This is a genomic window from Burkholderia savannae (genome assembly GCF_001524445.2).
GTDB lineage: Bacteria > Pseudomonadota > Gammaproteobacteria > Burkholderiales > Burkholderiaceae > Burkholderia > Burkholderia savannae.
Genome location: NZ_CP013417.1, coordinates 169,870 through 194,968 on the forward strand (window position 1 = coordinate 169,870; position 25,099 = coordinate 194,968).

The following is a 25,099-nucleotide window of genomic DNA, read 5'->3' on the forward strand; positions in this document are numbered from 1 at the left end:
ATGGCGGGCGACCGGCTGCGCTGCTTCGTCGCGCTGACGCTCGATCCGGCGTCGCGCGACGCGCTCGCGGCGTTCCCTGTCGCCGCCGGCGCGCGGCGCACGCCGCGCGATCAGCTGCACGTGACGATCGCGTTCCTCGGCGCGATCGAGCGGACGAAGAGCGAGCGGCTCGGCGCGCGCCTCGCCGGGCTCGCGGCCGTCGACGCGGTGCCGCCCGTCGGCGTCGAGCGCGTCGTCTGCTGGCCGAGCACCGCGCATGCGCGGCTCGTCGTCGCGGAGCTCGCGCCGCAGTCCCGGTTGCTCGCGCTCGGCGAGCGCGTGGCCGGCGCGCTCGCCGAGCTCGGCTTGCCGCCCGACAGCCGCGCGTTCAAGCCGCACGTGACGATCGCGCGATTCCCGCGCGACGCGCATCGCGTGGCGCCCGACGGCGCGAACGATGGTGCGAGCCGCATGCCGCTCGCGTTGCGGTTCGAAACGCTCACGCTCTACGAGAGCGTCCTCACGCGCGCGGGCGCCGAGCATCGGGTGCTCGCGGCGGCGGCGCTGCCGGAGTGACGGCGGCGCGTCTACGCAGCTACGCAGGCGGGCTTGCGTAGCTGCGCGGGCTTAGCATGCTGTCCGACGGCGGCTCGGCCATCGTCCTTGCATCGTTCGACGTCATGCTTCGACTCGGCCGGGGAACAGGTCCTAGCCGAATGCGTTTGCGTTAGGCGCTTGCCAACGCCAACGCCAACGCCAACGCCAACGCGGCCGTTCGAACCGTTTCGTTAATCCGCCGGCACGTTCAGCCGAGCGTCAACCCGCCGTCGATGTGAATCACCTGCCCGGTGATGTGGCGCGCTTCATCGGAGAGTAGAAACGCGATCAGCGCCGCGACGTCGTCCGGCTCGGCGATGCGGCCAAGCGGCGTCGCCTGCGCCGCGCGCGTGCAGCATCATCGCGACGCCGGGCGCGGCGAGCCTGGCTGCGAGCGCCGCGCCGATCCCCGAGCCCGCGCCCGTGATCAGCACGACGCGCTCGCGCGCGCCGCTCACGCGGCGACTCTCGCTTCGTCGCGGCGCACGTCGAGCGTCTGCTCGTGGAACGACGCAACCGATTCGCGGTGCGCGATGCTGACGATCGCCGCCTTCGGCAGCCGCTCGTCGAAGAGCCGGTAGAGGCGCGCTTCGTTGTCGGCGTCGAGCGCGCTCGTCGCCTCGTCGAGGAACAGGTAATCGGGCTTGTGCAGCAGCACGCGCGCGCCCGCGAGGCGTTGCTGCTCGCCGGGCGACAGGATGCGCGTCCAGTGGCCCGTCTCGGCGAGCCGCTCGACGTAGTCGCCGAGGCCGCACGCGCGCAGCGCGTCGCGGCACGCGTCGTCGCTGAACGTGTCGACGGCCGACGGATACGCGAGCGCCGCCTTCAGCGTGCCGATCGGCAAATAGCTCTGCTGCGGAACGAACATCATCCGCGCGTCGACGGGCGCGTCGATCGCGCCGTCGCCGAACGGCCAGAGCCCCGCGAGCGCGCGCATCAGCGTGCTCTTGCCGGAGCCGGACGGCCCGCGCACGAGCCAGCGCGAGCCGGGCTCGATCGCGACGTCGCCGATCGACGCGAGCGCGGCGCCGTTCGGCAGCGCGAGCTTCAGGCCCGACGTCGTGATCTGCGGCGCGTCGACGTAGTGCAGGTTGATGCCGCCGCGCTCGGTCGCGGGCGACATCGCTTCCTTCAGATGCGACGCGCCCATCACGCGCTTGAATTCGCGCAGACGGTTGACGGTCGCGCGCCACTCGGCGAGCGTGCCGTAACTGTTGATGAACCACGAGAACGAGTCGCTGACGGTGCTGAACGCGCGGCTGATCTGGATCAGCACGCCGAACGTGAACGCGCCCGCGAAGTAGCGGGGCGCGGCGACCGCGATCGGAAAGAGGCTCGCGAGCTGCGCATAGAAGTTCAGCACGAACGTGAGGCGCTTCGTGTAGCGCATCACGCGCCACCAGTTTTCGCGGATTCGCTGAAACAGGTTCTGCTCGTGCGCGGTTTCGACGGGCTCGCCGTTGTAGAACGCGATCTGCTCGGCGTTCTCGCGGATGCGGATCAGGCTGAAGCGGAAGTCCGCCTCGACGCGCTGCTGCTGGTAGTTGATCGACACGAGCGGATGGCCGAAGCGGTGCATCACGTAGGAGCCCGCGATCGCGTAGATCATCGCGACCCACACCATGTAGCCGGGAATCGTGATCGCGTGGCCGCCGAGCGAGATCGTCGCCGCGCCGGCGATCGACCAGAGGATCGTCGCGAACGAGACCAGCGTGACGACCGTCGACAGCAGATCGAGCGATAGCGACAGCGTCGTCGACGCGAGCGATTGCAGGTCGTCCGCGATCCGCTGATCGGGGTTGTCGGCGAGCCGGTCGCGCTCGATCCGGTAGAAGTTGCGCTCGCCGAGCCATTCGTGCAGGAAGCGCGTCGTCAGCCACTGGCGCCAGCGGAAGCCGAGCATCTGGCGCAGATAGAGGCCGTACACCGCGAGGATGATGAACGCGAACGCGAGCACGGCGAACGTGATCAGCAGGCTCGGGAAGTCGCGCACGTCCTTCGATTGCAGCGCGTTGTAGAACGATGCGCTCCACGAGTTGATCCGCACGTTGATCCACACGAGCGTCAGGTTGATCGCGACGATCGTGACGAGCAGGCCCCACGCGACTTTCCACTCCTCGGAAACCCAATAGGGCTTGATGAGGCTCCACGTGGATACGGGAGGCGGGGATTGCGTCGGGCCGTCCGGGACGGGGGCGAGGACTTGCATCGATTGAGTCATGAGCTTCCTGATGTGAGGCCGGCGACGCCGGGCGGACAACCGGGCCGCGCCCGGCGCGTCCGTTCGGCGCCGCGCGCGGCGTGCGTGCCGCGGATTCTGGCGAGCGCGCCTTAAACGGCGCTTAATGCCGCGAACGGCACTGGCTCGGCGCCGCGGCGATGCTCGCTCGCGCGCCGTGCCCAGCGGGCATTGTGCCAGCGCCGCCGCGCGGCAGGCGAATTTGCCGCAGCGCGAGGTTTGCGGCCGTTTCCGCTTTTATGGTCTAATGACCGCCGACGAAACAGGGGTGCTTCGCGTGCCTCGGCCCTGCCGAATCGGCGTGGCCGGATGCGCGGCGAGGCTGAGAGAGACCCTTCGCACCCGATCCGGGTAATACCGGCGCGGGAAGTTTCCGATCCCGCCGGGCCATGCCCGCGCCGTCGCTTCGGCGAGCCGCGCGCATCGCGAGTCCCGGCCGGCCTCAGTCGCCGGTTTCGTCCTTTTGGGTGCGCATCTTCGCGCGTGACGGAAGGTATCGATGACCGTGCAATCTTCAGTTCTTTTGCTTCGCTGCGAGCCGTCGGCCGCGGCGGATTTCCCGGCTCCCGCTTCGAGCCGCTTTCATGTGACGAACACGACGGGCGGATGCGATGAACCTGCGTGCGTCTGAGCCCGATTTCGCGGTGCTGGGCGGCGGCCTCGTCGGCCGCCTGATCGCATGGCGTCTCGCGGGCGCGGGGCACCGCGTCGCGCTGTACGAGCGCGGCGACGCGGCAGGCTCGGGCTCCGCCGCGTGGGTCGCGGCGGCGATGCTCGCGCCGCTCGCCGAAGCGGCGAGCGCCGAGCGCTTCGTCACCGATCTCGGCGTCGCGTCGTTCGATCTCTGGCCGCGCTGGCTCGCGGAGCTGCCCGAACCCGTGTTCTTCCAGCGCAACGGCACGCTCGTCGTCTGGCATCACGCGGACCGCGCGGAAGCGCCGCTCTTCGAGCGTCGCGTGCGCGCGAACGCGAGCGCCGAGTTGCTCGACGGCGGCCTCGTCGCGCTCGCGGGCGCGCAGGTCGACGCGGCCGAGCCGGCGCTCGCCGGGCGCTTCGCGCACGGCCTGCTGCTGCCGCGCGAGGGCCAGCTCGACAATCGACAGGTGCTGCGCGCGCTCGCCGCGGGCCTTGCGGAGCGCGGCGTCGATGCGCACTGGAATACGGCGATCGAGCCGCAGGCGGCGCCCGCCGCGCGCATCACGATCGACTGCCGCGGGCTCGGCGCGAAGGCGCAGATGCCGACGCTGCGCGGCATCCGCGGAGAGGTCGCGCGCGTGCATGCGCCGGGCATCGGCCTCACGCGCCCCGTGCGGCTGCTGCACCCGCGCTATCCGCTCTATGTCGCGCCGAAGGAGAACGATCTTTACGTGATCGGCGCGACCGAGATCGAAGGCGAGGACATGTCGCCCGTCAGCGTGCGCTCCGCGCTCGAGCTGCTGAGCGCCGCGTTCTCGGTGCACCCGGCGTTCGGCGAGGCGCGCATTCTCGAACTGAATTCGCAATGCCGGCCGACGCTGCCGGACCATCGCCCGGCGCTCGTCTGGGACGGCGGCGCGACGCTCGCGGTCAACGGCCTGTATCGGCACGGCTTCATGATCGCGCCGGAAGTCGCCGATACGGCGGCGCGCTTCGCGCAGGCGCTCGTCGAACGCACGGTGAGGGACGCCGACACGTTCGCCGCGTGGCGGTGCGACGCGCGCTGGCCGGCGCTGCTGCAGCACGGCGCCGCGCACCACGCGCCTGCCTGAGCGCGGCCCGACGAACCGATCAACCGACATCGACAGCCATCATGGACATCCAGATCAATCAACAGACGCTCTCGCTGCCCGACGGCGCGACGGTCGCCGACGCGCTCGCGGCGTACGGCGTGCAGCCGCCGTTCGCGGTCGCGGTCAACGGCGCGTTCGTCGCGCGCACGCAGCACGCGGCGCGCGCGCTCGCCGCGGGCGACAAGCTCGACGTCGTGCATCCGGTCGCGGGCGGCTGATGCGCCGGCGCGCCGGCATCGCCTCCGCACCCCGTTCCCACAGGATCTTCCGATGACGCCTCTTTCCTCCGCCGACACGCTCACGCTGCACGGCAAAACCTTCGCGAGCCGCGTGCTGCTCGGCACGTCGCGCTATCCGTCGCTGCAGTCGCTGTCCGATTCGATCGCGGCCGCGCGGCCGGGCATGGTGACGGTCGCGCTGCGGCGCCAGATGAACGCCGGCGCGGCCGAGGCCGGCTTCTTCGATCTGCTCAAGCGCCACGACGTGCCGCTGTTGCCGAACACCGCGGGCTGCCAGACGGTGGCCGAGGCAGTGACGACCGCGCAGATGGCGCGCGAGGTGTTCGAGACCGACTGGATCAAGCTCGAGCTGATCGGCGACGACTACACGCTGCAGCCGGACCCCGTCGGCCTCATCGAAGCGGCGACGCTGCTGGTCAAGGAAGGCTTCAAGGTGCTGCCGTACTGCACCGAGGATCTCGTGATCGGCCGGCGCCTGCTCGACGCCGGCTGCGAGGTGCTGATGCCGTGGGGCGCGCCGATCGGCACCGGCAAGGGCGTCGTGAATCCGTACGGGCTGCGCGTGCTGCGCGAGCGGCTGCCGGATGTGCCGCTCATCGTCGACGCGGGGCTCGGCGTGCCGTCGCACGCGTGCCAGGTGATGGAGTGGGGCTTCGACGGCGTGCTGCTCAACACGGCCGTGTCGCAGGCGACGCATCCGGAGATCATGGCGCGCGCGTTCGCGCAGGGCGTCGAGGCCGGGCGCGCCGCGTATCTCGCGGGGGCGATGGAGGCGCGCGAGACCGCGCACGCGAGCACGCCCGTCGTCGGGATGCCGTTCTGGCACCAGGACGGGAGCCACGCATGAGCCCGGCGCTCCCCAACGCATTCTGGCCGCCCGCCGACGAGCTCACCGAGACCGCCGAGCGGATTCGCGCGACGCTCGGCGTATGGCCGTCGCCCGACATGCGCACGCGCATTTGCCTCGCGCCGCCCGAGCATCCGCGCGCGGGCGACCTGTGGGTCGAGATCGCGGGCGACGCCGATGCGCACGCCGCGCACATCGCGCGGCTGACGGCGGCGGGCGCGCAGGCGATCGTGATCGATGACGTATCGGCGACGCTCCACACGGGTGCGGCGCGCCATGCGCTCGCCGCGCGCGGGCCGCTCGCCGACGACTGGATCGCGGCGCTCGCCGCGTTTCTCGATTGCGGTTTTCCGGCGTCCGACGCGCTCGTGCTCGCGCTCGCGTGGCGCGACGGCGACGATGCGCGCGGCGACGATCCGTGGCCCGTCGATGCCGCGCGCTTTCCCCGCGCGCTCGGCGTGCCCGCCGCGCCGAAGCCCGCGTTCCCGCCGTGTCCGCAGCGGCTCGGCCTGTATCCGGTGCTGCCGAGCGCCGAGTGGATCGAGCGCGTGCTCGACTGCGGCGTGAAGACCGTGCAACTGCGCGTGAAGGACGCGTCGCCCGATGCGCTGCGCGCGGAGGTCGAGCGGGCCGTGGCCGCGGGCCGCCGCCATCCGGACGCGCGCGTGTTCATCAACGATCACTGGCGGCTCGCGCTCGACGCGGGCGCGTACGGCGTGCACCTCGGCCAGGAGGATCTCGAGACCGCCGATCTGGCGGCGATCGCGCGAGCGGGCGTGCGCCTCGGCCTGTCGAGCCATGGGTACTACGAAATGCTGGTCGCGCTGCAGTTGAAGCCGAGCTACCTCGCGCTCGGCCCGATATTCGCGACCGCGACGAAGGCGGTCGCCGCGCCGCCGCAGGGGCTCGCGCGGCTCGCGCGCTATACGCGCTTCGCCGGGCCGCAGGCGCCGCTCGTCGCGATCGGCGGAATCGCCGTCGACACCCTCGGCGCGGTGCTGGCGGCGGGCGTCGGCAGCGCGGCCGTCGTCAGCGCGATCACGGGCGCGGCCGACTACCGGGCGGCGATTGTTGCGTTGCAGCAAAAATTCGGACGATAATTTGACAATCTCTGACTGGAACGCTTGAGAAGCCTTCACGACATCATTCCGAGGCAGGCCCTATAATTCGGCGTTCTGCGTATAAGGATTGTCAGCTCCGTGAGCTCCTCCTCCGAGTCCCTGCTAGAGCTTCGCGACGTCGCTTTCGGCTACGGCGAGCGTCTCGTCCTGTCGAACTTGAACATGCGTTTCGCGCGCGGCCAGGTGGTCGCGGTGATGGGCGGTTCGGGCTGCGGCAAGACCACCGTGCTGCGCCTGATCGGCGGGCTCGTGCGCGCACGTCGCGGCCAGGTGTTGTTCGACGGCGCCGATGTCGGCGCGCAGACGCGCGAGGGTCTCTACGCGCTGCGCCGCAAGATGGGCATGCTGTTCCAGTTCGGTGCGCTCTTCACCGACATGTCGGTGTTCGACAACGTCGCGTTCGCGCTGCGCGAGCACACGGATCTGCCGGAAGAGCTGATCCGCGATCTCGTGCTGATGAAGCTCAACGCGGTCGGCCTGCGCGGCGCGCGCAACCTGATGCCGTCCGAGGTGTCGGGCGGGATGGCGCGGCGCATCGCGCTCGCGCGCGCGATCGCGCTCGATCCGCAGCTCATCATGTACGACGAGCCGTTCGCGGGCCTCGACCCGATTTCGCTCGGCATCACGGCGAACCTGATCCGCACGCTGAACCACGCGCTCGGCGCGACGTCGATCCTCGTCACGCACGACGTGCCGGAATCGTTCGCGATCGCCGACTACGTCTACTTCCTCGCGAACGGCGGCGTTCTCGCCGAGGGCACGCCCGACGCGCTGCGCGCGTCGACCGATCCGAGCGTGCGCCAGTTCATCGACGGCGCGCCGGACGGCCCGTTCAAATTTCACTACATGAGCCAGCCGCTCGCGGCGGATTTCGGCCTTGGCGGAGGGCGCAGATGATCAGCGCGATCGGACGTTTCGTGCTCGGCGGACTCGAGCGCACGGGCTACGCGACCCGGATGTTCGTGCGCGTCGTGCTCGAGTTCTTCTCGCTCCTGAGGCGGCCGCGGCTCGTCACGAAGCAGATCCATTTCCTCGGCAATTACTCGTTCGTGATCATCGCCGTGTCGGGGCTGTTCGTCGGTTTCGTGCTCGGCCTGCAGGGCTACTACACGCTGAACCGCTACGGCTCCGAGCAGGCGCTCGGCTTGCTCGTCGCGCTGTCGCTCGTGCGCGAGCTCGGCCCCGTCGTGTCGGCGCTCCTGTTCGCGGGGCGCGCGGGCACGTCGCTCACGGCCGAGATCGGCCTCATGAAGGCGGGCGAGCAACTGACCGCGCTCGAGATGATGGCGGTCGATCCGCTGAAGAACGTGATCGCGCCGCGGATGTGGGCGGGCGTCATCGCGATGCCGCTCCTCGCCGCGATCTTCAGCGCGGTCGGCGTGCTCGGCGGCTACGTCGTCGGCGTGCTGTTGATCGGCGTCGATCCCGGCGCGTTCTGGTCGCAGATGCAAGGCGGCGTCGAAGTGTGGGCCGACGTCGGCAACGGCGTGATCAAGAGCGTCGTGTTCGGCTTCGCCGTCACGTTTATCGCGCTGTTTCAGGGTTACGAAGCGAAGCCGACGCCCGAGGGCGTGTCGCACGCGACGACCAAGACTGTCGTGTACGCGTCGCTCGCCGTACTCGGCCTCGATTTCCTGCTGACCGCGTTGATGTTCAGCTAAGCCTTTTCTGGGATGACGATGAAAAAGACTGCTCTCGACTTCTGGGTCGGCCTCTTCGTGGTGTTGGGCTTTCTCGCGCTGCTGTTCCTCGCGCTGAAGGTCGGCAACATGAGCTCGCTGTCGTTTCAGCCGACCTACGCGGTGAAGATGAAGTTCGACAACATCGGCGGCCTGAAGCCGCGCGCGGCCGTGAAGAGCGCGGGCGTCGTGGTCGGCCGCGTGAAGGCGATCGGCTTCGACTCGAACACCTACCAGGCGCTCGTCACGGTCGATCTCGACAAGCAATACCCGTTTCCGAAGGATTCGTCGGCGAAGATCCTCACGTCGGGCCTGCTCGGCGAGCAGTACATCGGCCTCGATCCGGGCGGCGACACGGAAATGCTGAAGGCGGGCGACACGATTACGATGACGCAGTCGGCGATCGTGCTCGAGAACCTGATCGGGCAGTTCCTGTACAGCAAGGCCGCGGACGCGGGCGGCGCGAAGCCGGCCGCCGCGGCGCCGGGCGCGCCTGCGCCCGCGGCATCGGGCGCGGCCGCGCAGTGAGCGTCGCGCAAGCGGAATCCGAGAGAAGAACCGAGGGGAAGAACATCATGCAGACGATCCGCATCAGACACGCGGTGCTGGCGATCACGGCCGCCGCGGCATTGAGCGGTTGCGCGACGGTCCAGACGCCGACGAAGGGCGATCCGTTCGAAGGCTTCAACCGGACGATGTATACGTTCAACGACAAGGTCGACCAGTACGCGCTCAAGCCGGTCGCGCGCGGCTACCAGTGGGCGGTGCCGCAGCCGGTGCGCGACAGCGTGACGAACTTCTTCTCGAACATCGGCGACGTGTACGTCGCCGCGAACAACATCGTGCAGCTGAAGATCGCCGACGGCGTCGGCGACATCATGCGGGTCGTGATCAACACCGTGTTCGGCGTCGGCGGCCTGTTCGACGTCGCGACGCTCGCGAAGCTGCCGAAGCATACGAGCGACTTCGGCGTGACGCTCGGCCACTACGGCGTGCCGAGCGGTCCGTATCTCGTGCTGCCGTTGCTCGGCCCGAGCACGATTCGCGACACGGCTGGCCTCGCCGTCGATTACGCGGGCAATCCGCTCACCTACGTGCGGCCCGACAGCGTGAGCTGGGGGCTGTTCGGCCTGAACCTCGTCAACACGCGCGCGAACCTGCTCGGCGCGGGCGACGTGCTCGAGGCGGCCGCGATCGACAAATATTCGTTCGTGCGCAACGCGTACCTGCAGCGCCGCCAGGCGCTGATCGGCGGCGGCGCGAGCGCGCAGTCGAACCTGCCGGATTACGGCAACGAAGCGCCGCCGCCGAATTACGAAATGCCGGAAGAGGGCGCCGCGGCGCCGGCGAGCGGCGCGGCTGCCGCGTCGGCGCCGGCGGCCGCGTCCGTGCCTTCGGCGGCGTCGGGCGCGGCGCCGGCCGTGGCGGCGCCCGCATCGGCCGCGGCGCCGAACCCGAGCAGCGCGACCAACGTGCCTGCTCAACAGGTCGTGCCGCCGTCGCCGGGCGGCATCCGTTTCCCGAGCATCCGGCTGCATTGACCCCGGCACTTACATTCGTTACAGCCGGAAACGATTCTGGCGGCGGCCGGCGCGAACTTGCGCCGCCGCCGACGGTTCAAAGTTTGGCATTGACCCACATAAGCAGGGCATACCTATGAAGAAACTGTTTCTGATCCCCGTCTTTGCCGCGCTGTTTTCGTTTGGCGCGGCCGCCGCGCACGCGGAAGTCGACCAGTCGAATCCGCAGGCGCTGATCAAGTCCGCGACGCAGCAGGTGCTCGACGAAGTGCGCGCGCAGACGATCAGGCAGGGCGATACCGCCCGCATCATCACGATCGTCAACAAGGACATCCTGCCGTACACCGATTTCCGCCGCACGACGCAGCTCGCGATGGGCCGCAACTGGCGCACCGCGACGCCCGCCCAGCAGCAGCAGGTGATCGAGCAGTTCAAGCAGCTGCTGATCCGCACTTATTCGGGCGCGCTCGCGCAGCTGAAGCCGGACCAGCAGATCCAGTACCCGCCGTTCCGCGCGGATTCGGACGCGACGGATGTAGTCGTGCGCACGGTCGCGATGAACAACGGCCAACCGGTGCAGATCGACTATCGGCTGTACAAGACGGCGCAGGGCTGGCGCGTCTATGACCTGAACGTGCTGGGCGCCTGGCTGATCCAGACCTACCAGCAGCAGTTCAACGAGAAGATCCAGCAAAGCGGCGTCGACGGCCTGATCCAGTTCCTGACCGAGCGCAACCAGCAGCTTGCCTCGGGCAAGCAGGCATCGTGAGCCGCTTCGACTCCGGCGCGACGTTGACCCACGCGAGCGCGAAGGCCGCGCTCGCGCAAGGGCTCGCGCGCATCGACGCGGGCGCGACGGCCGTCGATTGCGGGGCGCTCGCGCAATTCGATTCGTCGGCGCTCTCGGTGCTGCTCGCCTGGCAGCGCGCCGCGCGTGCGCGCGGCGTGACGCTCGACATCCTCAATCTGCCGCCGAAGCTCGCGAGTCTCGCGCAGGCGTACGGCATCGACACGCTTCTCTCCGGGCGACATTGACGCCCGCGTCCGGGTTCGCCGGCGGCCGTTGCGCCGTTCGCGAGCCCGTCTTCGTTCCGCTGATCGATGAGGCAGGGCCCGCCGCCCGCCCGGGCCGGGCGCGGCGAATGCGCCGAAGCGAGCGCGCGACGCGTTTGCGACGCGCATCATGCGCCCGGGCTCCGGCTACGGGTTCCCACGACGATCGGCTTCGCCGGTTTGCCCTATAATCAACCGTTTTGCGGGGCTGCCGAACGGTCCCCAATTCCCCCTTTCGCATCGAGCATAAAGAAGGCGTCGCGGCCGTCGTGCCGCGCTCAGTCATGTCAGCCATAGAAATCCGTCACGTCAAGAAGCGCTACAAGTCGCTTCAGGCGCTCAAGGGCGTCAGCCTGTCGGTCGAGGAAGGCGAGTTTTTCGGTTTGCTCGGCCCGAACGGCGCAGGCAAGACCACACTCATCAGCATTCTCGCCGGCCTCGCGCGCGCCGACGAAGGCACCGTCACCGTGCGCGGCCACGACGTCGTCAAGGATTTCCGGGCGGCGCGGCGCGCGCTCGGCGTCGTGCCGCAAGAGCTCGTGTTCGATCCGTTCTTCACGGTGCGCGAGACGCTGCGCATCCAGTCCGGCTACTTCGGCCTGCACCGCAACGACGACTGGATCGACGAAGTGATGGCGAACCTCGACCTCACCGAAAAGGCCGACGCGAACATGCGCGCGCTGTCGGGCGGGATGAAGCGGCGCGTGCTCGTCGCGCAGGCGCTCGTGCACCGGCCGCCCGTGATCGTGCTCGACGAGCCGACCGCGGGCGTCGACGTCGAGCTGCGCCAGACGCTGTGGAAGTTCATCTCGCGGCTCAATCGCGAAGGCCACACGATCGTGCTGACCACCCACTATCTCGAGGAAGCGGAGTCGCTCTGCGACCGCATCGCGATGCTCAGGCGCGGCGAAGTCGTCGCGCTCGACCGCACACGCGCGCTGCTGCAGCGTTTCTCGGGGCTGCAGCTGTTCCTGCGGCTGTCGCACGGCGTGCTGCCCGCCGAGTTGCGCGCGCTCGAAGCGGAGGCCGCGCCCGCCACGGCGCCCGAGCATCTGCTGCGGATCGCCGATTACGACGAGGTCGAGCGGATCTTGTCGCTCTGCCGCGCGGCCGGCTGCGGCTTCGACGAGATCGAAATCCGCAAGGCCGATCTGGAGGATGTGTTCGTGCAGGTGATGAACGGCGCCGATGTGATCGAGGGGTTGGCATGAGCGGGTTTCGCACGCTGTTCTACAAGGAAATTCTGCGGTTCTGGAAGGTGTCGTTCCAGACGGTGCTCGCGCCCGTCGTCACTGCGCTGCTCTATCTGACGATCTTCGGCCATGCGTTGACGGGGCGCGTCGAGGTGTATCCGGGCGTCGAGTACGTGAGCTTCCTCGTGCCCGGCCTCGTGATGATGAGCGTGCTGCAGAATGCGTTCGCGAACAGCTCGTCGTCGCTGATCCAGTCGAAGATCACGGGCAACCTCGTGTTCATGCTGCTGCCGCCGCTGTCGTACGCGGACATCTTCGGCGCGTACGTGCTCGCGTCCGTCGTGCGCGGGCTCGCGGTCGGCGCGGGCGTGTTCGTCGTCACGGTCTGGTTCATTCCGATGAGCTTCGCCGCGCCGTTCTACATCGTCGCGTTCGCGCTGTTCGGCTCGGCGATTCTCGGCACGCTCGGGCTGATCGCCGGCATCTGGGCCGAGAAGTTCGACCAGCTCGCCGCGTTCCAGAACTTCCTCATCATGCCGCTCACGTTCCTGTCGGGCGTGTTCTATTCGACGCACTCGCTGCCGTCCGTGTGGCGCGAGGTGTCGCGGCTCAATCCGTTCTTCTACATGATCGACGGCTTCCGCTACGGGTTCTTCGGCGTCGCCGACGTGAATCCGCTCGCGAGCCTCGCGATCGTCGCCGGCTTCTTCGCGCTGCTCGCGCTGATCGCGATGCGGCTGCTCGCCACCGGCTACAAACTGCGTCATTGATATGAATCGACGGCCGCGCGCCGCGTTCGCCGCCGCCCCGCCGCGCGCGCCGAATCGCGCCGGGCGGCCCAGCGCGTACTGACAGGAGCATTTCATGTTGCCGACTCCCGAACTGGTCAAGCAATACATCGCGGCGGGCCTTGCCTGCACGCATCTGGAAGTCGAAGGCGACGGCCAGCATTTCTTCGCGACGATCGTGTCGCCCGCCTTCGAGGGCAAGCGGCCGATTCAGCGGCATCAGCTCGTCTACGCGGCGCTTGGCGATCGCATGAAGCAGGAAATCCACGCGCTCAGCATGAAGACGCTGACGCCCGCCGAATGGCAGAATGCATAAACGGAAACAGTCAGTGCAAGTCACCGTCAACGAACGCGACGCCGTCGAGCGCGTCGCCACGGAAACCCCGGCCGGCAATCGGCAAGCGCATGCGCACGGAACGGACAAGCTCGTGATCGAGGGCGGCCGGCGCCTTGCCGGCGAGATCGCCGTGTCGGGCGCGAAGAACGCCGCGCTGCCGATCCTCTGCGCGGGCCTGCTGAGCGCCGAGCCCGTGCGCCTCGAGAACGTGCCGAACCTGAAGGACGTGCGCACGACGCTCGCGCTGCTCGGCCAGATGGGCATGCGCGAGGAGACGGACGGCGCGCGGGTGTTGCTCGATGCGTCGCGCGTCGACAACCCGGTCGCGCCTTACGAGCTCGTGAAGACGATGCGTGCGTCGATCCTCGTGCTCGGCCCGCTGCTCGCGCGCTTCGGCTACGCGAAGGTGTCGCTGCCGGGCGGCTGCGCGATCGGCGCGCGCCCAGTCGACCAGCACATCAAGGGCCTGCAGGCGATGGGCGCCGAGATCCGCATCGAGCACGGCTACGTCGAGGCGCGCGCGAAGCGCCTGAAGGGCGCGCGGATCGTCACCGACATGATCACCGTCACGGGCACCGAGAACCTGCTGATGGCGGCGACGCTCGCCGACGGCGAGACGGTGATCGAGAACGCCGCGCGCGAGCCGGAAGTGACGGACCTCGCGCATCTGCTCGTCGAAATGGGCGCGAAGATCGACGGGATCGGCACCGACCGGCTCGTGATCCAGGGCGTCGAGCGCCTGCACGGCGCGACGCATGCGGTGATCCCGGACCGGATCGAGGCGGGCACGTTCCTTTGCGCGGTCGCGGCGGCGGGCGGCGACGTGACGCTCACCGGCATGCGTGCACACATCCTCGACGCGGTGATCGACAAGCTGCGCGAAGCGGGCGCGACGATCGAAGAGGGCGCCGACACGCTGCGCGTGAAGATGGATCGCCGGCCGAGCGCGGTCGCGATCCGCACGTCCGAGTATCCGGCGTTCCCGACCGACATGCAGGCGCAGTTCATGGCGCTGAACGCGGTCGCGGACGGCTCCGCGCAAGTGATCGAGACGATCTTCGAGAACCGCTTCATGCACGTGCAGGAGCTGAACCGCCTCGGCGCGAGCATCGCGGTCGACGGCAACACGGCGCTCGTCACGGGCGTGCCGAGGCTCTCGGGCGCGAGCGTGATGGCGACCGACCTGCGCGCGTCGGCGAGTCTCGTGATCGCCGGCCTCTGCGCGCAAGGCGAGACGCTCGTCGACCGCATCTATCATTTGGACCGCGGCTACGACCGGATGGAGACGAAGCTGACGGCCGTCGGCGCGAGCGTGCGCCGCATTTCAGGGAGCGAAGCATGACTGCACCGCTGACGCTGGCGCTGTCGAAAGGGCGTATCTTCGAGGAAACCGTGCCGCTTCTTGCGGCGGCGGGCGTGACGGTCGCCGAGGACCCGGAAACCTCGCGCAAGCTGATCCTGCCGACCACCGATCCGAACCTGCGCGTGATCGTCGTGCGGGCGACCGACGTGCCGACCTACGTCGAGTACGGCGCGGCCGATTTCGGCGTCGCCGGCAAGGACGTGCTGCTGGAGCACGGCGGCGGCGGGCTGTATCAGCCGATCGATCTGAACATCGCGCGCTGCCGGATGTCGGTGGCCGTGCCGGCGGGCTTCGATTACGCGAACGCGGTGCGCCAGGGTGCGCGGCTGCGCGTCGCGACGAAGTATGTCGAGACCGCCCGCGAGCACTTCGCCGCGAAGGGCGTGCACGTCGACCTGATCAAGCTGTACGGCTCGATGGAGCTCGCGCCGCTCGTGGGCCTCGCCGACGCGATCGTCGATCTCGTCAGCTCGGGCGGCACGCTGAAGGCGAACAATCTGGTCGAGGTCGAGGAGATCATGCCGATCTCGTCGCGCCTCGTCGTGAACCAGGCCGCGCTCAAACTGAAGCGCGCCGCGCTGAAGCCGTTCCTCGACGCGTTCGAACGCGCGTCGCAGCGGAGCGGAGCCTGACCCTCGCGGCTTTCGGCGCATTACCGGAACGGATGACAGCATGGCTATCAAGATTCGCAAACTCGATTCGGCAAGCGAAGGCTTCGCGGCCGAATTGCGCGCGGTGCTCGCGTTCGAGGCGAGCGAAGACGAAGCGATCGAGCGCTCGGTCGCGCAGATCCTCGCGGACGTGAAGGCGCGCGGCGACGCCGCGGTGCTCGACTACACGAACCGCTTCGACCGGCTGAACGCCCGGAGCGTCGCGGCGCTCGAGTTGCCGCAGGACGCGCTCGAGGCGGCGCTCGAGGGCCTCGAGCCGAAGCGCCGCGCGGCGCTCGAGGCGGCGGCCGCGCGCGTGCGCGGCTACCACGAGAAGCAGAAGATCGAATGCGGCAGCCATAGCTGGCAATACACGGAAGCCGACGGCACCGTGCTCGGCCAGAAGGTGACGCCGCTCGACCGCGCCGGCCTGTACGTGCCGGGCGGCAAGGCCGCGTACCCGTCGTCGGTGCTGATGAACGCGATTCCCGCGCGCGTCGCGGGCGTCGGCGAGATCGTGATGGTCGTGCCGACGCCGGACGGCGTGAAGAACGACCTCGTGCTCGCCGCGGCGCTGTTGGGCGGCGTCGACCGCGTGTTCACGATCGGCGGCGCGCAGGCGGTGGCCGCGCTCGCGTACGGCACGGCAACGGTGCCCGCCGTCGACAAGATCTGCGGCCCCGGCAACGCGTACGTCGCGTCGGCGAAGCGCCGCGTGTTCGGCACGGTCGGCATCGACATGATCGCCGGGCCGTCCGAGATCCTCGTGCTGTGCGACGGCACGACCGATCCGTCGTGGGTCGCGATGGACCTCTTCTCGCAGGCCGAGCACGACGAGCTCGCGCAATCGATCCTGCTGTGCCCGGACGACGGGTTCATCGAGCGCGTCGAGAAGGCGATCGACGAGCTGTTGCCGACGATGCCGCGCCGGGACGTGATCCGCGCGTCGCTCGAGGGCCGCGGCGCGCTTGTCAAGGTGCGCGACATGGCCGAGGCGTGCAAGATCGCCAACGACATCGCGCCCGAGCACCTCGAAATCTCCGCGCTCGAGCCGCAGCAATGGGGCAAGCAGATCCGCCATGCGGGCGCGATCTTTCTCGGCCGCTACACGAGCGAAAGCCTCGGCGACTACTGCGCGGGCCCGAACCACGTGCTGCCGACGTCGCGCACCGCGCGTTTCTCGTCGCCGCTCGGCGTCTACGATTTCTTCAAGCGCTCGAGCGTGATCGAAGTGAGCGCCGAAGGCGCGCACACGCTCGGCGAGATCGCATCGGAGCTCGCGTACGGCGAAGGATTGCAGGCGCACGCGAAGAGCGCCGAGTACCGGATGAAAGGGGCGGGCGACCGCCAGAAAGGCTAAAGGTAAGCCGGGCGCACCGGAAGCGCGATACGAGACCAGCCAACAACGACGACAACCCGAGACCGCCCGGCGAGGCGGCCCGCCGCGCGGCGCAGGCGTCGCGCGAGGGCGCTTCGGCCGGGGCCACGCCGGCGCCTGCGCGCCGCTGCCGACATGACTACGCCAGAAGACATCATCCGCCGCGACGTGCTCGCGATGACGAGCTACCCGGTGCCGGACGCCACGGGCTTCGTGAAGCTCGACGCGATGGAGAACCCGTATTCGCTGCCCGCGCCGCTTGCGGCGGAGCTCGGCGAGCGGCTCGCGCACGTCGCGCTGAACCGCTATCCGGCGCCGCGTCCCGCCGCGCTGATCGACAAGCTGCGCGCGGCGATGGGCGTGCCCGCCGCGTGCGACGTGCTGCTCGGCAACGGTTCCGACGAGATCATCAGCATGCTCGCGATGGCGTGCGCGAAGCCGGGCGCGAAAGTGCTCGCGCCGCTGCCGGGCTTCGTGATGTACGAGCTGTCGGCGAAGTTCGCGCAGCTCGAGTTCGTCGGCGTGCCGCTCGCGGCGGATCTGACGCTCGACGTCGACGCGATGCTCGCGGCGATCGCCGAGCACCGGCCGGCGCTCGTCTATCTCGCCTATCCGAACAACCCGACGGGCACGCTGTATCCGGACGAGGACATCGAGCGGATCATCGCGGCGGCGAGCGCGAGCCTCGTCGTGATCGACGAGGCTTACCAGCCGTTCGCGCAGCGCAGCTGGCTGCCGCGCGCGGCGGCGTTCGACAACGTCGTCGTGATGCGCACGATGTCGAAGCTCGGCCTCGCGGGCATTCGCCTCGGCTATCTGGTCGGGTTGCCCGCGTGGCTCGCGCAGTTCGACAAGGTGCGCCCGCCGTACAACGTGAACGTGCTGACGCAGGCGGCGGCCGAATTCCTGCTCGAGCGCCTCGACGTGCTCGACGCGCAGGCCGCGCAACTGCGCGACGCGCGCGCGGCGCTCGCGCACGCGATCGGTGCGCTGCCGGGCGCGACGGTGTTCCCGAGCGCGGGCAATTTCCTGCTCGTGCGGGTGCCGGACGCGGCCGCCGTGTTCGACGTACTTTTGACCGAGCGGGTGCTGATCAAAAACGTGAGTAAAATGCACCCATTGCTCGCCAATTGCGTGCGCGTAACGGTTGGGTCTCCCGAAGAAAACGCGCGCCTGCTGGCCGCATTGAAGTTGGCGCTGCCCTGACGGGCCACCCCGGGGCGCCGCCTTTCCCGTCCCCCATTTACACCAGTCAATTCAAGGAATCACCATGCGCGTGGCGGAAGTCGTTCGCAATACCAGCGAAACGCAGATCCGTGTGAAGCTCGACCTCGACGGCACCGGCAAGCAGAAGCTCGCGACGGGCGTCCCGTTCCTCGACCATATGCTCGATCAGATCGCGCGCCATGGTCTCGTCGATCTCGACATCGAAGCGCATGGCGATACGCACATCGACGACCACCATACGGTCGAGGACGTCGGCATCACGCTCGGCCAGGCGGTCGCGAAGGCGATCGGCGACAAGAAGGGCATTCGCCGCTACGGCCATTCGTACGTGCCGCTCGACGAGGCGCTGTCGCGCGTCGTGATCGACTTCTCCGGGCGTCCGGGCCTCGAATTCCACGTGCCGTTCACGCGCGCGCGGATCGGCACGTTCGACGTCGACCTGTCGATCGAATTCTTTCGCGGCTTCGTCAATCATGCGGGCGTGACGCTGCATATCGACAACCTGCGCGGCGTCAATGCGCACCATCAGCTCGAGACGGTGTTCAAGGCGTTCGGCCGCGCGCTCAGGATGGCGGTGGAGCTCGACGAGCGTGCGGCGGGGCAGATCCCGTCGACGAAGGGCAGCCTCTGATTCCCGGCCGGAGCGAACACGACCCCACTGGCCGCGGCGGCTGCGCCGGCTTGCGATGGATCTGCTCAAATCGTTCATCTCCCTGCTCGCGCTGATCAATCCGCTCGGCGCGGTGCCGTTTTTCCTGAGCCTGACGGCGCAGCAGACGGAAGCCGAGCGGCGGCACACGATCCGCGTCGCGACGGTCTCCGTGTTCTGCGTGATCGCGGTGACGACGCTGCTCGGCCAGCAGATCATCGATTTCTTCGGGATCTCGGTGGGCTCGCTCGAGGCCGGCGGCGGGATCATCATGCTGCTGATGGCGATTTCGATGCTGAACGCGCAGATCGGCAACACCCGGTCGACGCCCGAGGAGCGCGACGAGGCGGAGTCGAAGAACAGCATCGCCGTCGTGCCGCTCGCGATTCCGCTGCTGACGGGGCCGGGCTCGATCAGCACGGTGATCGTCTACGCGGCGAACGCCCGGCACTGGTACGACCGGCTCGGGCTCGTCGCGATCGGCGCGGCGCTCGCGCTCATCTGTTTTTTCGCGATGCGGCTCGCCGAGCCGATCGCGCACTGGATCGGCCGCACCGGCATCAACATCGTCACGCGTCTGATGGGATTGATGCTGTCGGCGCTGGCGGTGGAATTCATCGTCGACGGACTGAAGGCATTGTTACCTGCACTGACATGAAAACTTCGATTGCGATTGTGGATTATGGAATGGGCAACCTGCGCTCGGTCGCGCAGGCGCTCATGAAGGCGGAACCCGCCGCCGACGTGAAGATCGTCGACCGGCCCGAGGCGATCCGCGCGGCGGACCGCGTCGTGCTGCCGGGCCAGGGCGCGATGCCCGACTGCATGCGGTGCCTCGGCGAGTCCGGCCTGCAGGATGCGGTGATCGAGGCGTCGCGCGCGAAGCCGCTGCTCGGCGTGTGCGTGGGCGAGCAGATGCTGTTCGACTGGAGCGCCGAAGGCGACACGGAGGGCCTCGGCCTGTTGCCGGGCAAGGTGCTGCGCTTCGAGCTCGAAGGCCGGCTGCAGGACGACGGCTCCCGCTTCAAGGTGCCGCAGATGGGCTGGAACCGGGTGCATCAGACGCAGCCGCACCCGTTATGGGAAGGCGTGCCGGACGACGCGTACTTCTATTTCGTGCACAGCTACTACGTGGTGCCGGACAACCCGGCGCACGTCGCGGGCGAGACCCCGTACGGCGAGGTCTTTACGTCCGCGGTCGCGCGTGACAATCTCTTCGCGACCCAATTTCACCCGGAGAAGAGCGCCGAAGTGGGGCTGCGGCTATACCGGAATTTTGTCCACTGGAACCCCTGAACGTGGCGCGAGAGCCACACCCGGCGGGTGCAAAACGCCCGCCGCACGGGCTTCGCGAGCGGATACGCAGAAAGAGTTGTACTAAACTAGCGAGACGGCGTCGCGCCGGATGGGCGGCGCACGTCTTTTGTGATCTCTTCATTTTTCCCTGACAACACCCGATTGCTATGCTGCTGATTCCGGCCATCGATCTTAAAGACGGTCAGTGTGTGCGCCTCAAACAAGGCGATATGGACCAAGCGACGATTTTTTCCGAGGATCCTGCGGCGATGGCCCGTAAATGGGTCGATCTCGGCGCGCGGCGTCTGCATCTCGTCGACCTGAACGGCGCGTTCGCCGGCAAGCCGAAAAATCTCGAGGCGATCGAGGCGATCCTCGGCGAAGTGGGCGACGAAGTCCCCGTGCAACTGGGCGGCGGCATCCGCAGCCTCGAGACGATCGAGAAGTACCTGGACGCCGGGCTGTCGTACGTGATCATCGGCACGGCGGCGGTGAAGGACCCGGGCTTCCTGCAGGACGCGTGCAGCGCGTTCGCGGGCAACATCATCGTCGGCCTCGACGCGAAGGACGGCAAGGTCGCCACCGACGGCTGGAGCAAGCTCACGGGCCATGAAGTGATCGATCTCGCGCGCAAGTTCGAGGATTACGGCGTCGAGTCGATCGTCTACACGGACATCGGCCGCGACGGGATGCTGCAAGGCATCAACATCGAGGCGACGGTGAAGCTCGCGCAGGCGGTCGGCATTCCGGTGATCGCGAGCGGCGGCCTGTCGAACATCGGCGACATCGAGAAGCTCTGCGAAGTGGAAGTCGAAGGTATCGAAGGCGTGATCTGCGGCCGCGCGATCTACTCGGGCGACCTCGATTTCGCCGCCGCGCAAAAGCGCGCGGACGAACTGAACGGCGAGCTCGACGACGCCTGACGCGCCGCCTCGGCGCCACGCCTTTTCGCCCAGCCGTCCGCCGCGCGCGGACGGCATTACCCGCGGCATGCCGCGTAACATCATGGCTCTAGCTAAACGCATCATCCCCTGTCTCGACGTGACCGCCGGGCGCGTCGTCAAGGGCGTCAATTTCGTCGAGCTGCGCGACGCGGGAGACCCCGTCGAGATCGCGCGGCGCTACGACGAGCAGGGCGCCGACGAACTCACGTTCCTCGACATCACCGCGACGTCGGACGGGCGCGACCTGATCCTGCCGATCATCGAGGCGGTCGCGTCGCAGGTGTTCATTCCGCTCACGGTGGGCGGCGGCGTGCGCGCGGTCGAGGACGTACGGCGCCTGCTGAACGCCGGCGCGGACAAGGTCAGCATGAACTCGTCGGCGGTCGCGAACCCGCAGCTCGTGCGCGACGCGGCCGACAAGTACGGCTCGCAGTGCATCGTCGTCGCGATCGACGCGAAGCGCGTGTCGGCCGAGGGCGAGCCGCCGCGCTGGGAGGTCTTCACGCACGGCGGCCGCAAGGGCACGGGCCTCGACGCGGTCGAGTGGGCGCGCAAGATGGCCGAGCTCGGCGCGGGCGAGATCCTGCTCACGAGCATGGACCGCGACGGCACGAAGGCGGGCTTCGATCTCGCGCTCACGCGCGCGGTGTCGGACGCGGTGCCCGTGCCCGTGATCGCGTCGGGCGGCGTCGGCTCGCTCGAGCACCTCGCGGCGGGCATCGTCGAAGGCCACGCGGACGCCGTGCTGGCCGCGAGCATTTTCCACTACGGCGAGCACACGGTCGGCGAGGCGAAGCGCTACATGGCCGAGCGTGGCATTGCGGTGAGGTTGTGATGAACGAAGCAGTGAAGCCGGGCGACTGGCTCGACAAGGTCCGCTGGGACGCGAACGGCCTCGTGCCGGTGATCGCGCAGGACGCGGCGACGAACGACGTGCTGATGTTCGCGTGGATGAACCGCGACGCGTTGGCGAAGACGATCGAACTGAAGCGAGCGGTGTACTACTCGCGCTCGCGGCAGCGCCTGTGGTTCAAGGGCGAGGAGTCGGGCCACGTGCAGCACGTGCACGAAGTGCGGCTCGATTGCGACGAGGACGTCGTGCTGCTGAAGGTCGAGCAGGTCGCGGGCATCGCGTGCCACACGGGCCGGCGCTCGTGCTTTTTCCAGAAATTCGAGGGCACCGTCGACGGCGGCGAATGGGTCGCGGTCGATCCGGTGCTCAAAGATCCCGAACATATCTACAAATGACGCAATCGACGATCGAAGACACGCTGCTGCGCTTGGCCGCCGTGATCGACAGCCGCAAGGGCGGCGATCCCGAGCAATCGTACGTGTCGCGCCTCTTTCACAAGGGCGACGACGCGGTCCTGAAGAAGATCGGCGAGGAAGCGACCGAGGTCGTGCTCGCCGCGAAGGACGTCCGCCAGGGCGGCGCGCCTTCCGCGCTCGTCGGCGAGATCGCGGACCTGTGGTTTCACTGCCTCGTCGCGCTGTCTCATTTCGACCTGAGCCCCGCCGACGTGATCGCCGAGCTCGAGCGCCGCGAAGGGATGTCGGGCATCGAGGAAAAGGCGCTGCGCAAGCGTCGCGAGCGCGAAGAAAATGGCGGGTGAGCCGATGCGGCCACACGCCGCGTGAGATTTGTCATCAAAGGGGAATAGCATCATGCCAGAGTCGCCGAACCAATATCCGCCGTCGTTCCAGGGTGCGACCGAGGGCGAACGCCAGCAATCGTTGCGCACGCTGACGCACATCCTCTATCTGCTGTACGCGATTCACTGGTTGACGGGCGGCATCACGGGCATCGTCGCGATCATCATCAACTACGTGAAACGCGACGATGCGCTGGGCACCGCATACCAGGCCCATTTCGAATGGCAGATCCGTACGTTCTGGCGCGCGCTGATCGCGTATCTGATCGGTTTCGCGCTGCTGTTCGTCGGGATCGGCTTCATCGTGCTGGGCGCGGTGTGGATCTGGACGCTGTACCGTATCATTAAAGGCTGGCTGTACTTGAACGACAACAAGACGCTCGATCCACAGGCGTGGTTCTGACGCGTTGCGGGACGCGTCGAGGAACACGATGAGTCACGACCCGAATTGCCTGTTCTGCAAGATCGCGGCAGGCGAGATTCCGAGCACGAAGGTGCACGAGGACGACGAGTTCGTCGCCTTCCGGGACATCCGGCCCGCGGCCGACACGCACGTGCTCGTGATACCGCGCAAGCACGTGCCGACGCTGTCTTCCGTCACCGCGGACGACGCGCCGCTGCTTGGTAGAATGATGGTTCTCGTCGCGCGGCTCGCCGAGCAGTTGGGTTGCGCGTACACGGGCGGCGAAACCGGGTTCCGGACGGTAATCAACACCGGGCCGGGCGGCGGGCAGGAGGTCTATCACCTGCACGCGCATATTCTGGCCGGGCCGCGTCCGTGGCGCCGGATGGGATGAGATGGCGGGCGGCCCGCCATCCGAACGAAGCCGGCACGGGGCCGGTGATTTGCGCCGCGAAACCGGCGAGGTTTAGGAGAGTTTCATCATGGGCGGATTGAGTATTTGGCACTGGCTGATCGTGTTGCTGATCGTCGCGCTGGTGTTCGGCACGAAGAAGCTGCGCAATATCGGCAACGATCTCGGCAGTGCGGTCAAGGGTTTCAAGGATGGCATGAAGGAGAGCGAAACCCCCGCTGACGCGCAGCAACTGCCGCGCTCGGGCTCGGTGAACGTCGACGCGAAGGACGCGGCGCGTTCGTCGGATTCGAACAAGGCGTGACGCGCGGACACTGACGGGGCGTCGCGATGCTCGATCTCGGTCTTTCGAAGATGGCGCTCATCGGCGTCGTCGCGCTCGTCGTGCTCGGCCCCGAGCGGCTGCCGCGCGTCGCGCGGACGGCGGGCGCGCTGTTCGGGCGCGCGCAGCGCTACATCAACGACGTGAAGGCGGAAGTCTCGCGCGAGATCGAGCTCGATGCGCTGCGCACGATGAAGACCGATTTCGAGCAGGCGGCGCGCAACGTCGAGAACACGATCCACGACAACCTGCGCGAGCACGAGCGCGATCTGAACGCCGCGTGGAATTCGGCCGTGTCGTCGGGCGATTCGGCGGCCGCGGACGCATCGGGCGGCGCGCCCGCGTCGTTCGACGAGCCGTCGTGGCGCACCTTCGCCGCCGCGTCGGCGAAGCGCCGCAACTGGCGCGTGAAGAAGACGGTGACGCCCGTCTGGTACAAGCGCGCGACGATGCGCCGTACGCAGGTGCAGTCGGGCGCCGCGCGCGTCGCGCGACACCAGCCGGCGAGCCTGCGCCGTCCGGCGCGTTTCTTCTGATCGATGATCGGCGCTAGACACTTCAACCGAGGGCCGGCGTGAGCGACCCCCAGCACAATCCGGACGAAGGTCCGGAAGAAACCTTCATCTCCCATCTCGTCGAGCTGCGCGACCGCATCATCAAGGCGGGCGCGGCCGTGATCGTCGTGTTCCTCGGGCTCGTCTACTGGGCGCCCGACATCTTCCGGCTGCTTGCGCGGCCGCTGATGGAGAACCTGCCGAAGGGCGGCAAGATGATCGTGACCGACGTCACCGGCTCGTTCTTCGTGCCGATGAAGGTGACGATGCTCGTCGCGCTCGTGATCGCGCTGCCGTTCGTGCTGTACCAGATCTGGGCCTTCGTGGCTCCCGGGCTCTACCAGCACGAGAAGAAGCTCGTCTTGCCGCTCGTCGGCAGCAGCTACTTCCTGTTTCTGTGCGGCATGGCGTTCGCGTACTTCCTCGTGTTTCCGACGATCTTCCGCGTGATGGCGCACTACAACGCGCCGCTCGGCGCCGAGATGTCGACCGACATCGACAATTACCTGAGTTTCGTGCTCGGGATGTTCATCGCGTTCGGGGTGACGTTCGAGGTGCCGATCGTCGTCGTCTTGCTCGTGCGGATGGGCGTGCTGACCGTGCAGAAGCTCAAGGAGATCCGGCCGTACGTGATCGTCGGCGCGTTCGTCGTCGCGGCCGTCGTGACGCCGCCCGACGTGTTCTCGCAGCTGATGCTCGCGCTGCCGCTCGTGCTGCTGTACGAGGCGGGGATCATCGCGGCGCGGCTCTTCGTCAAGCCGCCGCCGAAGGAAGAGGACAAGGGCAAGGCCGCGGCGAGCTGAACGGGCCGACTCGGGGTGATCGAGAGGGGGGGGCGCCGGTTTCGCCCGGGGGAGGAGGCGCTGCCCAGGCGTGCTTCGGCGCGAA

31 protein-coding genes, 1 pseudogene and 1 riboswitch are annotated in these 25,099 nt (G+C 68.3%); of the genes and pseudogenes, 30 read left to right on the forward strand and 2 right to left on the reverse strand.

All coding sequences use genetic code 11. The features are described 5' to 3' along the window. Window positions 1–555, forward strand: coding sequence for an RNA 2',3'-cyclic phosphodiesterase (gene thpR / locus WS78_RS00885; protein ID WP_059577353.1), 555 nt, complete (start codon window positions 1–3; stop codon window positions 553–555). A 229-nt stretch (window positions 556–784) separates the two neighbouring features. On the opposite strand, the pseudogene WS78_RS38115 reads toward thpR, so the two are convergent. Next, window positions 785–925: pseudogene (locus tag WS78_RS38115) on the reverse strand (SDR family oxidoreductase); the annotation flags it as partial. Window positions 926–1,030: 105 nt separating this feature from the next. Further along, a complete protein-coding gene (locus WS78_RS00895; RefSeq protein WP_059577349.1) occupies window positions 1,031–2,797 on the reverse strand; it encodes an ABC transporter ATP-binding protein/permease in 1,767 nt (588 codons plus the stop codon). Window positions 2,798–3,069: 272 nt separating this feature from the next. After that, a riboswitch (TPP riboswitch) is annotated at window positions 3,070–3,201 on the forward strand. A gap of 225 nt (window positions 3,202–3,426) precedes the next feature. On the opposite strand from WS78_RS00895, the gene WS78_RS00900 reads away from it, so the two are divergent. The 29 genes from WS78_RS00900 (at window position 3,427) to tatC (ending at window position 25,014) form a co-directional block, all read left to right on the forward strand. After that, window positions 3,427–4,563: an FAD-dependent oxidoreductase gene (locus tag WS78_RS00900; RefSeq protein ID WP_038753717.1), complete on the forward strand. Its 1,137-nt coding sequence runs from the start codon at window positions 3,427–3,429 to the stop codon at window positions 4,561–4,563. A 41-nt stretch (window positions 4,564–4,604) separates the two neighbouring features. Beyond that, the gene (gene thiS, locus WS78_RS00905) at window positions 4,605–4,802 is read left to right on the forward strand and encodes a sulfur carrier protein ThiS (protein ID WP_059577346.1); all 198 of its coding nucleotides are present in this window, start codon (window positions 4,605–4,607) and stop codon (window positions 4,800–4,802) included. A 52-nt stretch (window positions 4,803–4,854) separates the two neighbouring features. Next, window positions 4,855–5,670: a thiazole synthase gene (locus tag WS78_RS00910; RefSeq protein ID WP_038753722.1), complete on the forward strand. Its 816-nt coding sequence runs from the start codon at window positions 4,855–4,857 to the stop codon at window positions 5,668–5,670. Beyond that, a complete protein-coding gene (thiE, locus tag WS78_RS00915) occupies window positions 5,667–6,770 on the forward strand; it encodes a thiamine phosphate synthase (protein WP_082717424.1) in 1,104 nt (367 codons plus the stop codon). The genes WS78_RS00910 and thiE overlap by 4 nt, the downstream gene beginning before the upstream one ends. A gap of 99 nt (window positions 6,771–6,869) precedes the next feature. Further along, a complete protein-coding gene (locus WS78_RS00920) occupies window positions 6,870–7,688 on the forward strand; it encodes an ABC transporter ATP-binding protein (RefSeq protein WP_038753725.1) in 819 nt (272 codons plus the stop codon). Then, entirely contained in the window at window positions 7,685–8,452 is a 768-nt protein-coding gene (gene mlaE / locus WS78_RS00925; protein WP_038753728.1) for a lipid asymmetry maintenance ABC transporter permease subunit MlaE, read from the forward strand. The genes WS78_RS00920 and mlaE overlap by 4 nt, the downstream gene beginning before the upstream one ends. A gap of 12 nt (window positions 8,453–8,464) precedes the next feature. Then, complete coding sequence (gene mlaD, locus WS78_RS00930) at window positions 8,465–8,998, forward strand: outer membrane lipid asymmetry maintenance protein MlaD (RefSeq protein WP_059577343.1); 534 nt, start codon at window positions 8,465–8,467, stop codon at window positions 8,996–8,998. A gap of 47 nt (window positions 8,999–9,045) precedes the next feature. After that, window positions 9,046–10,011 (forward strand): MlaA family lipoprotein, encoded by a 966-nt coding sequence (locus WS78_RS00935; protein ID WP_038753796.1) that lies wholly within the window; start codon window positions 9,046–9,048, stop codon window positions 10,009–10,011. Between the two features lie 115 nt (window positions 10,012–10,126). Next, window positions 10,127–10,759, forward strand: a complete 633-nt coding sequence (locus WS78_RS00940; protein WP_038753734.1) for an MlaC/ttg2D family ABC transporter substrate-binding protein — start codon at window positions 10,127–10,129, stop codon at window positions 10,757–10,759. Continuing rightward, a complete protein-coding gene (locus WS78_RS00945) occupies window positions 10,756–11,025 on the forward strand; it encodes an STAS domain-containing protein (RefSeq protein WP_038753737.1) in 270 nt (89 codons plus the stop codon). Before WS78_RS00940 ends, WS78_RS00945 begins: the two co-directional genes overlap by 4 nt. Window positions 11,026–11,327: 302 nt before the next feature. Continuing rightward, complete coding sequence (locus tag WS78_RS00955; RefSeq protein ID WP_038753740.1) at window positions 11,328–12,254, forward strand: ABC transporter ATP-binding protein; 927 nt, start codon at window positions 11,328–11,330, stop codon at window positions 12,252–12,254. Further along, complete coding sequence (locus WS78_RS00960; protein WP_059577340.1) at window positions 12,251–13,006, forward strand: ABC transporter permease; 756 nt, start codon at window positions 12,251–12,253, stop codon at window positions 13,004–13,006. The genes WS78_RS00955 and WS78_RS00960 overlap by 4 nt, the downstream gene beginning before the upstream one ends. 94 nt (window positions 13,007–13,100) lie before the next feature. After that, window positions 13,101–13,340, forward strand: a complete 240-nt coding sequence (locus WS78_RS00965) for a BolA family protein (RefSeq protein WP_038753747.1) — start codon at window positions 13,101–13,103, stop codon at window positions 13,338–13,340. A 13-nt stretch (window positions 13,341–13,353) separates the two neighbouring features. Next, on the forward strand, window positions 13,354–14,703 hold the full coding sequence (gene murA, locus WS78_RS00970) for a UDP-N-acetylglucosamine 1-carboxyvinyltransferase (protein ID WP_038753751.1): 1,350 nt from the start codon (window positions 13,354–13,356) through the stop codon (window positions 14,701–14,703). Beyond that, window positions 14,700–15,356, forward strand: a complete 657-nt coding sequence (gene hisG, locus WS78_RS00975) for an ATP phosphoribosyltransferase (RefSeq protein ID WP_006029350.1) — start codon at window positions 14,700–14,702, stop codon at window positions 15,354–15,356. The genes murA and hisG overlap by 4 nt, the downstream gene beginning before the upstream one ends. A gap of 40 nt (window positions 15,357–15,396) precedes the next feature. Beyond that, window positions 15,397–16,734, forward strand: coding sequence for a histidinol dehydrogenase (gene hisD, locus WS78_RS00980; RefSeq protein ID WP_038753754.1), 1,338 nt, complete (start codon window positions 15,397–15,399; stop codon window positions 16,732–16,734). A 153-nt stretch (window positions 16,735–16,887) separates the two neighbouring features. Then, window positions 16,888–17,958 carry a histidinol-phosphate transaminase gene (gene hisC / locus WS78_RS00985; RefSeq protein WP_038753757.1) on the forward strand — a complete coding sequence of 357 codons (1,071 nt, stop codon included), beginning with the start codon at window positions 16,888–16,890 and terminating at the stop codon, window positions 17,956–17,958. A gap of 64 nt (window positions 17,959–18,022) precedes the next feature. Beyond that, entirely contained in the window at window positions 18,023–18,610 is a 588-nt protein-coding gene (gene hisB, locus WS78_RS00990) for an imidazoleglycerol-phosphate dehydratase HisB (RefSeq protein ID WP_059577337.1), read from the forward strand. 55 nt (window positions 18,611–18,665) lie between these two features. After that, window positions 18,666–19,286, forward strand: coding sequence for a YchE family NAAT transporter (locus WS78_RS00995; protein ID WP_038753762.1), 621 nt, complete (start codon window positions 18,666–18,668; stop codon window positions 19,284–19,286). Next, complete coding sequence (hisH, locus tag WS78_RS01000) at window positions 19,283–19,924, forward strand: imidazole glycerol phosphate synthase subunit HisH (protein ID WP_059577335.1); 642 nt, start codon at window positions 19,283–19,285, stop codon at window positions 19,922–19,924. Before WS78_RS00995 ends, hisH begins: the two co-directional genes overlap by 4 nt. Window positions 19,925–20,091: 167 nt before the next feature. After that, window positions 20,092–20,847 (forward strand): 1-(5-phosphoribosyl)-5-[(5-phosphoribosylamino)methylideneamino]imidazole-4-carboxamide isomerase, encoded by a 756-nt coding sequence (gene hisA, locus WS78_RS01005; RefSeq protein WP_038753768.1) that lies wholly within the window; start codon window positions 20,092–20,094, stop codon window positions 20,845–20,847. A gap of 82 nt (window positions 20,848–20,929) precedes the next feature. Further along, window positions 20,930–21,703 (forward strand): imidazole glycerol phosphate synthase subunit HisF, encoded by a 774-nt coding sequence (gene hisF / locus WS78_RS01010; RefSeq protein ID WP_038753770.1) that lies wholly within the window; start codon window positions 20,930–20,932, stop codon window positions 21,701–21,703. Further along, the gene (gene hisI, locus WS78_RS01015; protein WP_038753773.1) at window positions 21,703–22,116 is read left to right on the forward strand and encodes a phosphoribosyl-AMP cyclohydrolase; all 414 of its coding nucleotides are present in this window, start codon (window positions 21,703–21,705) and stop codon (window positions 22,114–22,116) included. The genes hisF and hisI overlap by 1 nt, the downstream gene beginning before the upstream one ends. Next, window positions 22,113–22,481 (forward strand): phosphoribosyl-ATP diphosphatase, encoded by a 369-nt coding sequence (locus WS78_RS01020; RefSeq protein WP_038753776.1) that lies wholly within the window; start codon window positions 22,113–22,115, stop codon window positions 22,479–22,481. The genes hisI and WS78_RS01020 overlap by 4 nt, the downstream gene beginning before the upstream one ends. Before the next feature lie 52 nt (window positions 22,482–22,533). Further along, window positions 22,534–22,923, forward strand: coding sequence for a DUF4870 family protein (locus WS78_RS01025; RefSeq protein WP_038753778.1), 390 nt, complete (start codon window positions 22,534–22,536; stop codon window positions 22,921–22,923). A gap of 28 nt (window positions 22,924–22,951) precedes the next feature. Next, on the forward strand, window positions 22,952–23,317 hold the full coding sequence (locus tag WS78_RS01030; protein WP_038753799.1) for a histidine triad nucleotide-binding protein: 366 nt from the start codon (window positions 22,952–22,954) through the stop codon (window positions 23,315–23,317). An 88-nt stretch (window positions 23,318–23,405) separates the two neighbouring features. Then, window positions 23,406–23,639, forward strand: coding sequence for a Sec-independent protein translocase subunit TatA (tatA, locus tag WS78_RS01035; protein WP_038753781.1), 234 nt, complete (start codon window positions 23,406–23,408; stop codon window positions 23,637–23,639). Window positions 23,640–23,665: 26 nt separating this feature from the next. Then, window positions 23,666–24,193 (forward strand): Sec-independent protein translocase protein TatB, encoded by a 528-nt coding sequence (gene tatB, locus WS78_RS01040; RefSeq protein WP_059577332.1) that lies wholly within the window; start codon window positions 23,666–23,668, stop codon window positions 24,191–24,193. 38 nt (window positions 24,194–24,231) lie between these two features. Continuing rightward, on the forward strand, window positions 24,232–25,014 hold the full coding sequence (gene tatC / locus WS78_RS01045; protein ID WP_038753787.1) for a twin-arginine translocase subunit TatC: 783 nt from the start codon (window positions 24,232–24,234) through the stop codon (window positions 25,012–25,014). Window positions 25,015–25,099 lie beyond the last annotated feature (85 nt).

Excerpts from the sequence above, each read along its gene's own strand:
- thiE (WP_082717424.1), top strand. The coding sequence starts at position 5,667 with ATGAGCCCGGCGCTCCCCAACGCATTCTGGCCGCCCGCCGACGAGCTC.
- WS78_RS01020 (WP_038753776.1), top strand. The coding sequence starts at position 22,113 with ATGACGCAATCGACGATCGAAGACACGCTGCTGCGCTTGGCCGCCGTG.
- hisG (WP_006029350.1), top strand. The coding sequence starts at position 14,700 with ATGACTGCACCGCTGACGCTGGCGCTGTCGAAAGGGCGTATCTTCGAG.
- WS78_RS00965 (WP_038753747.1), top strand. The coding sequence starts at position 13,101 with ATGTTGCCGACTCCCGAACTGGTCAAGCAATACATCGCGGCGGGCCTT.
- WS78_RS00955 (WP_038753740.1), top strand. The coding sequence starts at position 11,328 with ATGTCAGCCATAGAAATCCGTCACGTCAAGAAGCGCTACAAGTCGCTT.
- hisH (WP_059577335.1), top strand. The coding sequence starts at position 19,283 with ATGAAAACTTCGATTGCGATTGTGGATTATGGAATGGGCAACCTGCGC.
- hisA (WP_038753768.1), top strand. The coding sequence starts at position 20,092 with ATGCTGCTGATTCCGGCCATCGATCTTAAAGACGGTCAGTGTGTGCGC.
- WS78_RS00940 (WP_038753734.1), top strand. The coding sequence starts at position 10,127 with ATGAAGAAACTGTTTCTGATCCCCGTCTTTGCCGCGCTGTTTTCGTTT.
- mlaD (WP_059577343.1), top strand. The coding sequence starts at position 8,465 with ATGACGATGAAAAAGACTGCTCTCGACTTCTGGGTCGGCCTCTTCGTG.
- hisI (WP_038753773.1), top strand. The coding sequence starts at position 21,703 with ATGAACGAAGCAGTGAAGCCGGGCGACTGGCTCGACAAGGTCCGCTGG.
- mlaE (WP_038753728.1), top strand. The coding sequence starts at position 7,685 with ATGATCAGCGCGATCGGACGTTTCGTGCTCGGCGGACTCGAGCGCACG.
- hisD (WP_038753754.1), top strand. The coding sequence starts at position 15,397 with ATGGCTATCAAGATTCGCAAACTCGATTCGGCAAGCGAAGGCTTCGCG.
- tatA (WP_038753781.1), top strand. The coding sequence starts at position 23,406 with ATGGGCGGATTGAGTATTTGGCACTGGCTGATCGTGTTGCTGATCGTC.
- hisF (WP_038753770.1), top strand. The coding sequence starts at position 20,930 with ATGGCTCTAGCTAAACGCATCATCCCCTGTCTCGACGTGACCGCCGGG.
- WS78_RS00935 (WP_038753796.1), top strand. The coding sequence starts at position 9,046 with ATGCAGACGATCCGCATCAGACACGCGGTGCTGGCGATCACGGCCGCC.
- hisB (WP_059577337.1), top strand. The coding sequence starts at position 18,023 with ATGCGCGTGGCGGAAGTCGTTCGCAATACCAGCGAAACGCAGATCCGT.
- WS78_RS00900 (WP_038753717.1), top strand. The coding sequence starts at position 3,427 with ATGAACCTGCGTGCGTCTGAGCCCGATTTCGCGGTGCTGGGCGGCGGC.
- WS78_RS00895 (WP_059577349.1), bottom strand. The coding sequence starts at position 2,797 with ATGACTCAATCGATGCAAGTCCTCGCCCCCGTCCCGGACGGCCCGACG.
- hisC (WP_038753757.1), top strand. The coding sequence starts at position 16,888 with ATGACTACGCCAGAAGACATCATCCGCCGCGACGTGCTCGCGATGACG.
- WS78_RS01025 (WP_038753778.1), top strand. The coding sequence starts at position 22,534 with ATGCCAGAGTCGCCGAACCAATATCCGCCGTCGTTCCAGGGTGCGACC.
- thiS (WP_059577346.1), top strand. The coding sequence starts at position 4,605 with ATGGACATCCAGATCAATCAACAGACGCTCTCGCTGCCCGACGGCGCG.
- WS78_RS00960 (WP_059577340.1), top strand. The coding sequence starts at position 12,251 with ATGAGCGGGTTTCGCACGCTGTTCTACAAGGAAATTCTGCGGTTCTGG.
- thpR (WP_059577353.1), top strand. The coding sequence starts at position 1 with ATGGCGGGCGACCGGCTGCGCTGCTTCGTCGCGCTGACGCTCGATCCG.
- WS78_RS00995 (WP_038753762.1), top strand. The coding sequence starts at position 18,666 with ATGGATCTGCTCAAATCGTTCATCTCCCTGCTCGCGCTGATCAATCCG.
- tatB (WP_059577332.1), top strand. The coding sequence starts at position 23,666 with ATGCTCGATCTCGGTCTTTCGAAGATGGCGCTCATCGGCGTCGTCGCG.
- WS78_RS00910 (WP_038753722.1), top strand. The coding sequence starts at position 4,855 with ATGACGCCTCTTTCCTCCGCCGACACGCTCACGCTGCACGGCAAAACC.
- WS78_RS01030 (WP_038753799.1), top strand. The coding sequence starts at position 22,952 with ATGAGTCACGACCCGAATTGCCTGTTCTGCAAGATCGCGGCAGGCGAG.